The 11,987-nt window shown below is 69.6% G+C and carries 17 protein-coding genes and 1 pseudogene; 11 read left to right on the top strand and 7 right to left on the bottom strand.

Going from position 1 to position 11,987, the window contains the following annotated elements; translation table 11 throughout:
- A pseudogene (locus ATM97_RS11560) lies at window positions 1-186 on the top strand (hypothetical protein); the annotation flags it as partial.
- Window positions 187-287: 101 nt separating this feature from the next.
- Window positions 288-1,712 (top strand): amidase, encoded by a 1,425-nt coding sequence (locus ATM97_RS11555; protein ID WP_218717981.1) that lies wholly within the window; start codon window positions 288-290, stop codon window positions 1,710-1,712.
- Here ATM97_RS11555 and ATM97_RS11550 read toward each other — a convergent pair whose 3' ends face one another.
- Window positions 1,713-1,943, bottom strand: a complete 231-nt coding sequence (locus ATM97_RS11550) for a hypothetical protein (protein WP_218717980.1) — start codon at window positions 1,941-1,943, stop codon at window positions 1,713-1,715.
- 186 nt (window positions 1,944-2,129) lie between these two features.
- On the bottom strand, window positions 2,130-2,591 hold the full coding sequence (locus tag ATM97_RS11545) for a MarR family winged helix-turn-helix transcriptional regulator (protein WP_218717979.1): 462 nt from the start codon (window positions 2,589-2,591) through the stop codon (window positions 2,130-2,132).
- A 37-nt stretch (window positions 2,592-2,628) separates the two neighbouring features.
- Here ATM97_RS11545 and ATM97_RS11540 point away from each other — a divergent pair, with 37 nt between their 5' ends.
- The 6 genes from ATM97_RS11540 to ATM97_RS11515 all read left to right on the top strand — a co-directional run bounded on the left by ATM97_RS11540 (window position 2,629) and on the right by ATM97_RS11515 (window position 6,675).
- Window positions 2,629-3,039, top strand: coding sequence for a cupin domain-containing protein (locus ATM97_RS11540; RefSeq protein WP_255587575.1), 411 nt, complete (start codon window positions 2,629-2,631; stop codon window positions 3,037-3,039).
- A 67-nt stretch (window positions 3,040-3,106) separates the two neighbouring features.
- Window positions 3,107-4,051, top strand: coding sequence for a metal ABC transporter substrate-binding protein (locus tag ATM97_RS11535; RefSeq protein ID WP_218717978.1), 945 nt, complete (start codon window positions 3,107-3,109; stop codon window positions 4,049-4,051).
- Entirely contained in the window at window positions 4,048-4,779 is a 732-nt protein-coding gene (locus ATM97_RS11530; protein ID WP_218717977.1) for a metal ABC transporter ATP-binding protein, read from the top strand. Before ATM97_RS11535 ends, ATM97_RS11530 begins: the two co-directional genes overlap by 4 nt.
- Window positions 4,780-4,789: 10 nt before the next feature.
- On the top strand, window positions 4,790-5,665 hold the full coding sequence (locus ATM97_RS11525; RefSeq protein ID WP_218717976.1) for a metal ABC transporter permease: 876 nt from the start codon (window positions 4,790-4,792) through the stop codon (window positions 5,663-5,665).
- 110 nt (window positions 5,666-5,775) lie between these two features.
- Window positions 5,776-6,294, top strand: coding sequence for a hypothetical protein (locus ATM97_RS11520; protein WP_218717975.1), 519 nt, complete (start codon window positions 5,776-5,778; stop codon window positions 6,292-6,294).
- A 39-nt stretch (window positions 6,295-6,333) separates the two neighbouring features.
- A complete protein-coding gene (locus tag ATM97_RS11515) occupies window positions 6,334-6,675 on the top strand; it encodes an MmcQ/YjbR family DNA-binding protein (protein ID WP_218717974.1) in 342 nt (113 codons plus the stop codon).
- On the opposite strand, the gene ATM97_RS11510 is transcribed toward ATM97_RS11515, so the two are convergent.
- Entirely contained in the window at window positions 6,669-7,103 is a 435-nt protein-coding gene (locus tag ATM97_RS11510; RefSeq protein ID WP_218717973.1) for a hypothetical protein, read from the bottom strand. The two genes, ATM97_RS11515 and ATM97_RS11510, sit on opposite strands and share 7 nt — an antisense overlap.
- A 55-nt stretch (window positions 7,104-7,158) precedes the next feature.
- Here ATM97_RS11510 and ATM97_RS11505 point away from each other — a divergent pair, with 55 nt between their 5' ends.
- A complete protein-coding gene (locus ATM97_RS11505) occupies window positions 7,159-7,707 on the top strand; it encodes a YaeQ family protein (protein WP_218717972.1) in 549 nt (182 codons plus the stop codon).
- Between the two features lie 58 nt (window positions 7,708-7,765).
- Window positions 7,766-8,662 (top strand): alpha/beta hydrolase fold domain-containing protein, encoded by an 897-nt coding sequence (locus ATM97_RS11500; RefSeq protein ID WP_218717971.1) that lies wholly within the window; start codon window positions 7,766-7,768, stop codon window positions 8,660-8,662.
- Here the strand turns inward: ATM97_RS11500 and ATM97_RS11495 are convergent.
- Window positions 8,659-9,240 carry a TetR/AcrR family transcriptional regulator gene (locus tag ATM97_RS11495; protein ID WP_218717970.1) on the bottom strand — a complete coding sequence of 194 codons (582 nt, stop codon included), beginning with the start codon at window positions 9,238-9,240 and terminating at the stop codon, window positions 8,659-8,661. The two genes, ATM97_RS11500 and ATM97_RS11495, sit on opposite strands and share 4 nt — an antisense overlap.
- Window positions 9,241-9,329: 89 nt before the next feature.
- Here ATM97_RS11495 and ATM97_RS11490 point away from each other — a divergent pair, with 89 nt between their 5' ends.
- Entirely contained in the window at window positions 9,330-10,367 is a 1,038-nt protein-coding gene (locus ATM97_RS11490) for a beta-ketoacyl-ACP synthase 3 (protein ID WP_218717969.1), read from the top strand.
- A gap of 7 nt (window positions 10,368-10,374) precedes the next feature.
- On the opposite strand, the gene ATM97_RS11485 is transcribed toward ATM97_RS11490, so the two are convergent.
- From ATM97_RS11485 to ATM97_RS11475, 3 genes are all read right to left on the bottom strand, one after another.
- Window positions 10,375-10,887 carry a DUF1990 family protein gene (locus tag ATM97_RS11485; protein ID WP_218717968.1) on the bottom strand — a complete coding sequence of 171 codons (513 nt, stop codon included), beginning with the start codon at window positions 10,885-10,887 and terminating at the stop codon, window positions 10,375-10,377.
- A 41-nt stretch (window positions 10,888-10,928) separates the two neighbouring features.
- Window positions 10,929-11,264, bottom strand: coding sequence for a hypothetical protein (locus tag ATM97_RS11480; RefSeq protein ID WP_218717967.1), 336 nt, complete (start codon window positions 11,262-11,264; stop codon window positions 10,929-10,931).
- Window positions 11,265-11,384: 120 nt separating this feature from the next.
- On the bottom strand, window positions 11,385-11,984 hold the full coding sequence (locus tag ATM97_RS11475; RefSeq protein ID WP_255587574.1) for a carboxymuconolactone decarboxylase family protein: 600 nt from the start codon (window positions 11,982-11,984) through the stop codon (window positions 11,385-11,387).
- Window positions 11,985-11,987 lie beyond the last annotated feature (3 nt).

Raw genomic sequence — 11,987 nt, 5'->3', positions numbered from 1 at the left:
ACCATCGTCGGCCTGTTCGGCCCGTTCCTGCCCGCGGCGGCGGTCGGCTGCCTCGGCGGCATCCTCGCCATCGGCGCCCTCGGCACCGTGGCGGGACAGATTCTGGTGACCGCGCCGGTCGCCCTCGGCGCGGCCATCCAGTACTTCACCACGATCAACCAGCCGTTCACCCCGCCCGCCAAGTAGGCGGGAGTCCCGTGGCCCGCGGGGGTCGCGGGACTCTAAGGGTTTCTCGAGGAAATTCGTTACCGCCGCAAATGGCCGTCTGATCGCATTACGCTGCGGCTATGAGCACTACCGTCCATGGATTCACCGATGATGCCCTCGGCACGCTGGATGCCGTCGGAGTGGCCGCGGCGTTGCGCGCGGGAGAGGTCAGCCGCGCGGAGGTGCTCGAGGCCGCCATCGCGCGGACCCGGCGGGTGGACCCGAGTCTGGACGCGGTGCAGGTGGCGTGCTTCGAGCGGGCGGCCTCGGCGCCGGAGACGGCCGGCGTGTTCGCCGGGGTGCCCGCGTTCGTCAAGGACAACACCGATATCGCCGGACTGCCCAGCTGCCACGGGTCGGCCGCCTTCACTCCGCGCCCGGCCACCGTGACCAGCGGTCCCGGCGCGCAGTTCCTGCATTCGGGCGTGGTCGTGCTCGGCAAGTCGACGCTGCCGGAGTTCGGGCTCACCGCCAGTACCGAGTTCACCGGCCGGGCGCCGACCCGCAATCCGTGGAACATCGAGTATTCGGCCGGGGCGTCCTCGGGCGGTTCGGCCGCGCTGGTCGCGGCCGGGGTGGTGCCGATCGCGCACGCCAACGACGGCGGCGGCTCGATCCGGATCCCCGCCGCGGCCAACGGTCTGGTCGGCCTGAAGCCCACTCGCAACCGGCTGCTCGATCAGCCCGGCGCCCGGCAACTGCCCGTGCATCTGGTCGCCGAGGGTGTGGTGACCAGGTCGGTCCGCGACACCGCGCACTATCTGGCCGCGGTCGAGCGGTTCGGCGCGAACCCGAAGCTGGCGCCGATCGGCCTGGTCGAGGGGCCCAGTGCGCGGCGCCTGCGGATCGGACTGATCAGCGAGGACGTGCTCGGTCGCCCGGTGCACCCCGACAATGCCGCCGTGCTCGCCTCGGCGGCGCGGATTCTGGCCGGTCTCGGTCACGAGGTCGTCGAGACGCGGCTCGACGTGGAACCACGGTTCGTCGAGGACTTCAAGCGATACTGGGCGATGATGGCCGCCGCGATGACGCTGTCGTTCCGGTTCGGTCACCGCGACCACTTCGACGCGGGCAAACTCGATCCGTTCACCAGCGGCCTGATCGGGCTGGCCAAGCGCAATCCGCTCGCGGTGGCCGCGTCCACCTGGCGGTTGCGCTCCGGAACCGCCACCTACGACCGGCATTTCCGTGATGTCGACGTGCTGCTCACCCCGGTGCTGTCGCATCCGGCGCCGCGGATCGGCGAGCTGGCGCCGGGGCAGCCCTTCGACGCGCTGTTCACGAAACTGGTCGACTACGTGGGCTTCACGCCGCTCAACAATGTCGGCGGCGGGCCCGCGGTGTCGCTGCCGCACGGTCTGCTCCCGCACGGCCTGCCCGGCTCGATCCAGCTCGCCGCCCGCCGGGGCGACGAGCGGTCGCTGCTCGACCTGGCCTACCAGCTGGAGGCGGCCAGTCCGTTCCCGCGCATCGTCGACCGGACGGCGGCCGAGGGCGCGGCCTGATCAGCTCTGCCGCACCGCGACATTGATCGGGCGCAGCCGGCCGGGGCTGGCGGTGCCCGCCTCGAATGCCCAGTGCTCGCCGTGCCAGCCGGGGAATTCGGTGTGCCAGCGGCCGACCAGGCGCGGGTCCTCGAGCGAGTCGATGACACCCGCCGAGCCGGTGTACTGCAACCGCTCGTACTTGTGGCGGGTGATGGTGTCGACCGTGGCGACGGTGGCGAGGGAAGACATGACGATCCTGTCGGGAGGGTGAGAACGGTGACTGACGTGACGAGGCGCGTCCGGTGCGATGGTCCGGATGCCGCGGTGGCGCGTCACCGCTCGCTGCCGAGTATGCCGCGCGACGCGACACTACGCGGGTTCTTTTGAAAATCCTGTTCTTCGGATTAACCGTTACCCGTCATCGCCCGGTGATGATCACCACGACGGGCGCACCCGGCCCGGTGTGACCATCCGGGCGATCGCATTCCTGGTCTGCGCGAATGTCGTCGGACCGAGGGTGTTCGCCCAGTGTGCGGCGAAGGCGGCGGCGGCCGCGTCGGCGGCGCGGGTGCAGGCCCAGCCGCGGTCGGTGAGGGTGATCAGGCGGGCGCGCGCGTCGCGCGGATGCGGGTTGCGGTCGGCGTAGCCCTTGGTGACCAGCTCGTCGACCAGCTGGCTGGCCGCCTGCTTGGTGACGCCCAGGTGCTCGGCGATCTCGCCCACGGTCGCGCCGTCGGGCGCCATCCGGACGAAGGCGAATCCGTGCGCCGGGCGGATGTCGGTGAAGCCCGCGGCGGTGACGCCCGCCTGGATCGCCGCGCTCACCTCGGTCGCCGCGGCCAGCAGCAACAGGGGCAGATCGGATGCCGGTGGCGGGTTCTCGGGCACAGCGGTCATTCTGGCACTTGACACAATGGTCAATCTACTTGACTATATGGACAAGTTAATTGACTATTCGAAAGAGGCGCTCATGCCGGTCATCCGTTCCGCCGACGCTCAGGTCCACGAGATCCACAACGCCCGGTTCACCTCGTTCATCCGTCCCGGCACCGGCAGTGCCGAACTCTGTGTCTGGCAGACCGAGGTCGCACCCGGCTCGGTGGGCGTCCCCCATCGCATCCTGCGGGAGGAGGTCTTCGTCCTGCTCTCGGGCGAGGTCGAGATCACCATCGACGGCGAGGTGGCATCGATGAAGCAGCGGGATGCCGCCGTCGCGCCCGCCGGGTCGATGATCGGTCTCACCAATACGACCGATGAGCCCGCGGTCCTGTTCGTGACGGTTCCCGTCGGCTTCTCCGCGGAACTGCCCGATGGTTCGACTTTCGTCCCGCCCTGGGCATCCTGAACCGTCACAGCGTCTGTTCCAGGCGTTGAACTTGAAAGTTCGGTAACCCGAACAATATAATTCTGGAATGAAGGTTGGGTTTCACCGCACGCCGGGTTCGTCACGGCGCCGGCTGCTCGCGGCGTCTGTGCTCAGTGTCATGGCGTTCTCGCTGACCGCGTGCGGTGGAGTCGCCGCCGACGACGACGGCAAGAAGGTGGTGCTCACCACCTTCACCGTGCTCGCCGACATGGCGCGCAATGTCGCGGGCGAGCATCTGCGGGTCGAGTCGATCACCAAGGTCGGCGCCGAGATCCACGGTTACGAGCCGACACCCGGCGACATCAAGAAGGCGGCCAAGGCCGACCTGATCCTGGACAACGGGCTCAATCTGGAAGCCTGGTTCGCCCAGTTCGTCGCCGATCTGAAGGTGCCGCACGCGGTGGTCAGCGAGGGCGTGACCCCGATGGACATCGGCGAGGACGCCTACCGCGGCAAGCCGAATCCGCACGCGTGGATGTCGCCGGTGAACGCGCAGATCTACGTCGACAACATGGTCCGCGCCTTCGCCGATCTCGACCCCGAACACGCCGAGGCCTACCGGGCCAACGGCGCCGCCTACAAAGCTCAGCTCGGCGCCGTCCGCGACGATCTGGTCGCCGCCGTGAACACCCTGCCCGCCGACCAGCGGGCCCTGGTGACCTGCGAGGGCGCGTTCTCCTACCTGGCCCGCGACACCGGGCTCACCGAGAAGTACATCTGGCCGGTCAACGCCGAACAGCAGGCGACCCCGCAGCAGATCGGCTCGGCCATCGACTTCGTGCGCCAGCGCGGCGTGCCCGCCGTGTTCTGCGAGTCCACCGTCTCCGACGCGCCGATGCAACGCGTGGTGGAGGCCACCGGCGCGCGCTTCGGTGGCACGCTCTACGTCGACTCGCTCTCGGAGGCCGACGGCCCGGTGCCGACCTACCTCCAGCTGATCCGCCACGACGCGAACACCATCGCCACCGCACTCGCCGGAGCCCCGAAATGACCACCGCGCCTGTCGTCGAGATCCAGGACGTCACCGTCCACTACGGTGACGTGCTCGCCCTCGACAATGTCGAACTGACCCTGAAATCCGGCCGGGTCTGCGGCCTGATCGGGATGAACGGTTCGGGTAAGTCGACGCTGTTCAAGACGATCATGGGCCTGGTCACCCCCGACCGCGGCCGCGTGCTGATCAACGGCAGCGCGCCCGTCGCGGCCCGCAAGGCGGGCAGCCTCGGCTACGTGCCGCAATCCGAGGACGTGGACTGGAGCTTTCCGCTGTCGGTGCGCGATGTCGTGATGACCGGCCGCTACGGGAAGATGGGCTTCACCCGCCGGGCGAGCAGGGCCGATCGCGCCGCCGTCGCCGAGGCGCTGGCCCGCGTGGACCTCACCGAGCTCGCCGATCGCCAGATCGGCCAGCTCTCCGGTGGCCAGAAGAAGCGGGCGTTCGTGGCCCGCGGCATCGCGCAGGAGGCGACGATCCTGCTGCTCGACGAGCCGTTCGCCGGCGTCGACAAGCGCTCGGAGGCCACCATCACCGCGCTGCTGCGCGAACTCGCCGCCGACGGCGCGACGATCCTGGTCTCCACCCACGACCTGCACGCCCTGCCGCAACTGGCCGACGAGGCGGTGCTGCTCAACCGCCGGGTGCTCGAGCACGGCGACCCCGATGTGGTGTTGCGACCGGAGAACCTGGCCAAGGCCTTCGGGCTCGACGTGGACGCGTGAGGAAGACCTGATGAGCCTGGAAGAATTCTTCATCGATCCGCTGCGCTACGAGTTCATGGTGCGCGCGCTCGCGACGACCGTCACCGCGGCGGTGGTGTGCGCGGTGCTGTCGTGCTGGCTGGTGCTGATCGGCTGGTCGCTGATGGGCGACGCCGTCTCGCACGCGGTGCTGCCCGGGGTGGTGCTGGCCTACATCGTCGGCTGGCCGTTCGCGGTCGGGGCGGTGATCTTCGGTTTCCTCGCGGTCGCGCTGATCGGCGTCGTCCGTGACACGAGCCGGGTGAAGGAGGACGCCGCGATCGGCATCGTGTTCACCACGCTGTTCGCGTTCGGTCTGGTGCTGGTGTCGGTGACGCCGAGCCAGACCGACCTCAACCACATCGTGTTCGGCAATCTGCTCGGGGTCAGCCGGGGCGAGATGATCCAGATCATGATCCTGGCCGCGATCGTGCTGACGGCGCTGGTGCTCAAGCGCCGCGACTTCACCCTCTACGCCTTCGACGCCACCCACGCGCACGCCATCGGGCTCAACCCGCGCGTGCTCGGCACCGCGTTGCTGGCGTTGCTGGCGCTGACCTCGGTGGTGGCGCTGCAGGCCGTCGGCGTGGTGCTGGTGGTGGCCATGCTGATCATCCCGGGCGCGACGGCGTATCTGCTGACCGACCGGTTCTCCCGAATGCTGCTCATCGCGCCGACGGTGTCGGTGGTGTGCGCGGTGACGGGTCTGTACCTGAGCTATCACCTCGACACCGCCGCGGGCGGCATGGTGGTGGTCACCCAGGGGGTGGCCTTCTCGTTCGTCTACCTGTTCGCGCCCCGGCACGGCGTCATCGGCCGCAGGCTGACCGCCGCGCGGGCGCGCGCGAAGGTGGGCGTCGCGAGCTGATTTCGGCGAATCCGCCGCGCGGAACCCGGTCGCGTCGCACCATGTGACCTGGAACGTGTTCCAGTTGCCCAGGGCTACCCGCCGCTGCGGCACGCGGGAAAGGTCGCTCGATGTTCGGACTCGGGATTCTCGATTCCGTCGCCCTCTCGCTGGACGCGCCCGACGGGCGTCCGCGTGAGGTCCGGCGGGCCCAGCAACTGGCGGTGTGGCAGGCCGTCTACTGCACCGGTCTCGCGCTCGTGACCATCCCGGCCACGCAACTGCTGCCCGCCGATTCCCTGCTGCTGCGCTACGAGGGCTTCGCCTACCCCGCCGCGATCGCCACGGTGCTGCTGGCGGTGCTCACGAGCGGATTCGCCAATCGCAGTCGATACGTGCACGCGCTGGGCTGGTACGGGGCGGCGGTGATCATCGGCGTCGCGTTGTTCGGGCTGCTCACCCTGCCCGCCGTGGTGGTGTCGGCCGCGGTGATCACGCTGCTGGACCGGCCCGCCTCCACCGCCTGGTTCGGGGTCTCCGGTACCGCGGAACCGGTCGCGTTCTGTCGTCGGGCGACGCTGCCTGCCTGGGCGGTGCCGGTCGCGCGTCCGGTGGGGCAGCGGTGGAAGGCGCTGCTCGCCGAACGGTGAGCCGGCGAGCTGTCGGGGCCTGCTGGCAGGATGACGGCCATGCAAGCCACTGGGGAGGATGTCCGGGCGATCGTCGCCGCACTGCCGGAGACGGTGGAGCAGTTCGCCTGGGGCATGCCGATTTTCAAGGTCGCGGGCAAGTTGTTCCTGACCCTGCCCGAGGACGAGACCTCGATGGCGGTGCGCTGCCCGATCGTGGACCGCGACGAACTGGTCGTCGCGGAGCCGGACAAGTTCTGGATCGCCGCGCACGAGGCGGGCAACCCGTGGGTCCGGGTTCGGCTGGCCGCCCTCGACGATCGCGCGGAACTGACGGCGATCGTCACCGACTCCTGGCGGCTGGCCGCACCGCGGGCCCTGCTCGAGGCCGCGGATCAGTAGCCGACCGGGGTGATGTCGGCCTCGATGGTCGCGATGGCGTCGTGGGGGATGACGAAGGTCTCGACGATCTCGACCGTGGTCAGGCGCACGCCCGCGAGACCGGTGTCGAGCAGATAGCGGGTGGTCACCGTGTCGCCCGCTTCGGACATGCTGAGCTCGCGCACCCCCTGGATCACCCGGTACTGCGGCCCGTTCTCCAGGTCCGCGCTCAGCTGCGGGCCCGAATAGCCGGTCTGGATGCCGACCTCGACCCGGGTGGCGTCGGGGGTGAACGGCACCGCGCTCGCGTCGTGGGAGACCAGCGCGTCGATGTAGGCGCGAGCGATGGCCTGGCGCGGGGTGTCGGCCGGATTCGGTTCCGCCACAGCGGTTGCCGTGCCGAGCGCCAGGAACGTGGCGGCTATTGCTGAAACATGGGTGATTCGCATGCAGCGATGCTGGTCGTCGGGGCGGGAGAGCGCAAGCGGTAGTCTCAGAACTCCTATGGCACTCAGCGCAACCCTGCATCATTTCGCCGTCCAGCTCGCCGACGTCGACCGCGGCGTCTACGAGGACCTCGAGCTGCGGGTCGCTCGTCATCCCTCGGAAACCCTCGAGTACATGCTCACCCGCATCCTCGCCTACTGCCTGCAGTACGAGGAGGGCATCGTCTTCAGTGAGGGCGGCATCTCGGCCACCGACGAACCCGCCGTGCAGGTCCGCGATCTCACCGGCCGGGTCACCGCCTGGATCGAGGTCGGCGCGCCCGACGCCGACCGGGTGCATCGCGGCAGCAAGCTGGCCGGTCGCGCGGCGGTCTACACCCATCGCGATCCGGCGAAGGTGCTGGCGCAGTACGCGGGCAAGAAGATCCACCGCGCCGAGGACATCCCGCTCTACGGCATCGACCGCGCGTTCATCGACGCCGCCGTGCCGCTCATCGATCGCCGCAACACCGTCGGCCTCTCGGTCACCGAGGGTGTGCTCTACCTGGATCTCAACGGGACCAGCCTGCGCGGCGACATCAGCGAGCACCGGCTCGGCCAGGTCTGACCCGCGATCGGATTCGGTGACCTATCCTCGGTTCGGACAATTGACCAGGAGGTTGCCGGTGCCCAGTGTCATGAGCAGGATCGTGGTCCCCGCCTTCCTGCGGATCACCCGGCGCAATCGCCACTACATCGACGCCGCGGCCGCGCGCGAGCACGTCCGCAAGCGGAGCGCGGCGCCGCTGGACTACGCCCCACCCAAGCGCCTGCGCGGGGTCGAGGTGTCGATGGTCGAGGATCGCGGCTGGCCGGTCTACACGCTCACCCCGGCCGAAGGGCGCTCGCGCAGCGGCCTGGTCTACGCGCACGGTGGAGGTTGGGTCGGCGAGATCGCGCCGCAGCACTGGCAGCTCGCGGCCCGGCTGGCCGCACAGCTGCGGCTGAGCGTCACGGTGCCGATCTACCCGCTGATTCCGTCCGGCACCGCGGCGCAGGTGATTCCGCGCTTCGCCGAGATCGTCGCCGCGAGCGTGCGGCAGCACGGCACCACCTTCCTGGCCGGGGACTCCGCGGGCGGTCAGATCGCCCTGTCGACGGCCCTGCACCTGCGCGACACCCGCTCGATCACGCTGCCACGGACCGTCCTGATCTCCCCCGCGCTGGACCTCACGCTGGAGAATCCGCAGATCACCGAGGTGCTGCCGCGCGATCCGTGGCTGGGCCGCGACGGCGGCCTGGTCTTCGGTGAACTGTGGAGCGGCGAGCTGCCGATGAAGGATCCGATGGTCAGCCCGCTGTTCGGCGACCACACCGGTCTCGGCCCGCTCACCGTGTTCAGCGGCACCTGCGACATCCTCAACCCCGACACCCGGCTGCTGGTGGACAAGGCCCGCGCGGTCGGCGTCGAGGTCGATTACCACGAGGTCGACGGCCTGGTTCACGTCTATCCGCTGACCCCCACCCCCGAGGGCGCCGCCGCGCGTCGCACCATCGTCGAGACGCTGCGCGCCCACCTCTAACGCTGGGACAGGTGCAGGTTGAGCAGGATGGTGAGCTGGGTGACCGCCTGATCGAACGGATGCGGGGACTTGAGCGCGCGGCTGTGCACGATCGTGCCCTCGATGGTGGTGAGCAGGAAGCCGGCCAGCGACACGGCGGTGGCGCGCTCGATGCCGGTCGCGACGATGCCGTCGGCCAGGCGCGCGGTCCATTCGGCGAAGGCCTGGCCCGCGATCGACTGGACCGCCGGGTCGAGTTCGTCCAGCGCGGCGGCCATCATGAACGAGCCCGCGCTGTAGTCGGACTTCTCCAGCGGAACGCGCCAGAAGGCCAGCAGATCGGTCAGCCACTGCTGGACCGAAGGGGCCGTCTGCAGCGCGTCGGCCATGGTGCTCACGTGCGAGTAGACCAGGCGCGAGACGATCCGGCCCGCGGTCTGCACCAATTCGCCCTTGCCGGAAGGGAAGTGCTGATACAGCGAGTTGCGTGAGGTGTTGCTGCGTTTGAGCAGTTCACTCAGCGCGGCGGCGTGCACGCCGTGCTGCTGGACGGTGCTGATGGTGTGTTCGATCAGTCGGGCGCGTGGTCCGGCTGCCATCCGATCTCCTCTCAACCCTTGATTGAACCGATCGGTCCATGTTAGACCTATTCCAGCGTGAACCGATCGGTTCATATGGAGAGGATGCCATGCCCACCCCCATCGCCACCGCAGTTCCGGTCACCCATACGGGAATTCTCGGCCTCGGCGTGTATCGCCCGCGCCGGGTCGTGCCCAACGCCGAGATCGTCGAGGCCATCGATTCCTCCGACGAGTGGATCAAGACCCGCTCCGGGATCGCCGCCCGGCACTGGGCTGAGCCCGACGAGACCATCGTCGGGATGAGCGTCGCGGCCGCCCGCGACGCGCTGACGGCGGCCGGAGTGGCGGCCGAGGAGATCGACGTCGTCGTGCTCGCGACGTCGTCGCAGATGGTGCTCGGCCCGTCGGCGGGCGCCGTCGTCGCCACCGAACTCGGCATGGACGACACCGCTGCCTACGACATCTCCGCCGGCTGCGCGGGCTTCTGCTATGCCCTCGGCGACGCCGCGAACCTGGTGCGCTCCGGTCAGGCCCGCAAGGTCCTGGTCATCGGCGTGGAGCGCCTGTCCGATCTGCTCGACACCTCCGACCGCAGCTGCGCGTTCATCTTCGCCGACGGCGCGGGCGCGGTGGTCGTCGGCGCGGCCGAGCAGGAGGGGATCGGCCCGGTCGCGTGGGGCTCGGACGGCAGCCGGACCTCGGCGATCAAGCAGGACAAGGACTTCCTCGAGTACTTCGCCGAGGTCGCCGAAGCGGAGGCGAACGGCGGCACCTCGGTGCGCCCGTACATCCGGATGAACGGGACCGAGGTGTTCCGCTGGGCCGTGACGTTCCTGGAGAAGGCGTGTCGGGCCGCGCTCGACAACGCCGGCGTGGCGGCGGCCGACCTCGACGCGTTCGTCCCGCACCAGGCCAACATCCGGATCACCGACGCGCTCGTGCGCACTCTCGGACTGCCCGAATCGGTGGCCGTCGCGCGCGACATCGTCGAGACCGGCAACACCAGCGCCGCCTCCATCCCGATGGCGATGGAACAGCTGCTGCGCTCCGGTGGCGCGAAGCCGGGCGATACCGCGCTGCTGCTGGGCTTCGGCGCGGGACTGGCCTACGCGGGTCAGGTCGTGCACCTGCCGCCCCTCGCCTGAGCGGTGCTCAATCCACCAGCGCGCGCAGGTATCGGCGACGGTAAAAGCGCTGGGCCAGTAGCAGTATCGGGAACACCGCGCGCCAGTAGCCCGCCTGCGCGGGTCTGGTCAGCGACCGCAGCGTGAGGACCACGGTGCCGTCGGGACGCCGGTGCACCACGAAGGCCTCCTCGCCGGTCACCGGGTGGCCGGGCAGGGTGCCGTAGGCGAATCCGCACCGGTCGCCGGTGTCGACGACCGCCACCACCCGCACCGGCTCGTGCACGCGGAGCGGGCCGATGCCCGCGGTGATCCGGTAGTCGGCGCCCGTCGCCACGGGAGTGTCGGGCGCCACGCGAAAGCCGCTGCGGCGCTTGACGCCCCAGCGCAGGATGGTTTCGGTCGCGGCGGTCCAGACACGATCGCCGTGCCCGATCACCACCGATGTCTCGAACCGGCGGAACCCGGGGAGTTCCGCCGTCCAGGAGTGCTCGGCGGGGCAGGTCGCCCCCGCCGGGTGATAGGTGAGTGCCTCGGGCATAGGGTCGACGATAAACCTCGGCGCCCGCCGCCGTGGGGTGGTCAGGCGGTCGGCTGCGGGGTGCGTCCGGCTCGCTCCTCGGTGACGGGGATCGCGTAGGCGGCGCCGTCGCGAATGCCGAATTCGAACCGGCACGGGAACAGTGAGGGTAGGCCGGTGGAGCGTAGGTCGTAGTTCGCCGCCAGGGTCTGCATCGCCCAGTTCTGCAGCGAATCCGGCAGCCGCAGGGTGGTGCCGTCGACGCAGGAAACATAGGCGTGTGTCCGCTCGCCGTCGACGGGAAGCGGGTTGCGCAGACCGACCGCGCCGATTTCCAGAATTCGTCCGGCGTTATGGGCAGAAGCGACGCTCGGCAAATCCAACTCGATGTCGTCCATGCCGGAAACGGTAACTCGGCAACTATTCAGGGAACACGGAAATCGAGTGCCCTTGACCGAACTTCGCAAAGTCACTCCGATCCGCCGGACGGGCAGTCCGCCCGGCGGATCGCGGGCGCGCTAGCGCAGGGCGACGGCCGGGAAGTCGGCCGGCACGCGCAGCGCCACGTTCACGTAGTTGGTGAACAGATTCAGTGCCACGTGCGCGATGAGTTCGACGATGTCGGCATCGGTCCAGCCCAGTGCGCGCGCTCGGTCGAGCTGCTCGTCGTCGACGGCTCCGCGCTGCTCGACCAGCGCCAGTGCGAGGCCGAGCAGTGCCGCGGTCTTGGGGTCGTCGGCCTCGCCGACCTGTGCCGAGGCCAGCGCCGCGGTGGACAGCCCGGCCTTGCGGCCGAGGCCGGTGTGCGCGGCCAGGCAGTATTCGCAACTATTGCGATTGGCCACGGCTACCGCGATCTGTTCGGTCAGTGCCGGGCCGAATGTGCCGTCGCCGAGTGCCTGGAACGATCCCCACATACTGCGCAGCGCCGCGGGCGAATTCGCCACCGCCCGGAACATGGCCGGGGTGGTCCCGAAGGCGCCGTCGATCTGATCGAGCAGCTCGCGCGTGCCGCCCGTGGTGTCGGTCCGGGCGATGAGCGAGACATGCGACATGGTGATTCCTCCGTGGTGCAGGGGTGCCGCCGGGCCGATCGGCTCCGGCGGATGCCGTGGCATGAC

This window comes from Nocardia sp. MH4, assembly GCF_019266065.1.
GTDB lineage: Bacteria > Actinomycetota > Actinomycetes > Mycobacteriales > Mycobacteriaceae > Nocardia > Nocardia canadensis.
The sequence above is the reverse complement of the archived record's forward strand: the minus strand, read 5'-3'. Positions and strand labels throughout refer to the sequence as shown.

Coding starts and splice junctions, on each gene's coding strand:
- ATM97_RS11555 (WP_218717981.1), top strand. CDS start 288: ATGAGCACTACCGTCCATGGATTCACCGATGATGCCCTCGGCACGCTG.
- ATM97_RS11550 (WP_218717980.1), bottom strand. CDS start 1,943: ATGTCTTCCCTCGCCACCGTCGCCACGGTCGACACCATCACCCGCCAC.
- ATM97_RS11545 (WP_218717979.1), bottom strand. CDS start 2,591: ATGACCGCTGTGCCCGAGAACCCGCCACCGGCATCCGATCTGCCCCTG.
- ATM97_RS11540 (WP_255587575.1), top strand. CDS start 2,629: ATGGACAAGTTAATTGACTATTCGAAAGAGGCGCTCATGCCGGTCATC.
- ATM97_RS11535 (WP_218717978.1), top strand. CDS start 3,107: ATGAAGGTTGGGTTTCACCGCACGCCGGGTTCGTCACGGCGCCGGCTG.
- ATM97_RS11530 (WP_218717977.1), top strand. CDS start 4,048: ATGACCACCGCGCCTGTCGTCGAGATCCAGGACGTCACCGTCCACTAC.
- ATM97_RS11525 (WP_218717976.1), top strand. CDS start 4,790: ATGAGCCTGGAAGAATTCTTCATCGATCCGCTGCGCTACGAGTTCATG.
- ATM97_RS11520 (WP_218717975.1), top strand. CDS start 5,776: ATGTTCGGACTCGGGATTCTCGATTCCGTCGCCCTCTCGCTGGACGCG.
- ATM97_RS11515 (WP_218717974.1), top strand. CDS start 6,334: ATGCAAGCCACTGGGGAGGATGTCCGGGCGATCGTCGCCGCACTGCCG.
- ATM97_RS11510 (WP_218717973.1), bottom strand. CDS start 7,103: ATGCGAATCACCCATGTTTCAGCAATAGCCGCCACGTTCCTGGCGCTC.
- ATM97_RS11505 (WP_218717972.1), top strand. CDS start 7,159: ATGGCACTCAGCGCAACCCTGCATCATTTCGCCGTCCAGCTCGCCGAC.
- ATM97_RS11495 (WP_218717970.1), bottom strand. CDS start 9,240: ATGGCAGCCGGACCACGCGCCCGACTGATCGAACACACCATCAGCACC.
- ATM97_RS11490 (WP_218717969.1), top strand. CDS start 9,330: ATGCCCACCCCCATCGCCACCGCAGTTCCGGTCACCCATACGGGAATT.
- ATM97_RS11485 (WP_218717968.1), bottom strand. CDS start 10,887: ATGCCCGAGGCACTCACCTATCACCCGGCGGGGGCGACCTGCCCCGCC.
- ATM97_RS11480 (WP_218717967.1), bottom strand. CDS start 11,264: ATGGACGACATCGAGTTGGATTTGCCGAGCGTCGCTTCTGCCCATAAC.
- ATM97_RS11475 (WP_255587574.1), bottom strand. CDS start 11,984: ATGCCACGGCATCCGCCGGAGCCGATCGGCCCGGCGGCACCCCTGCAC.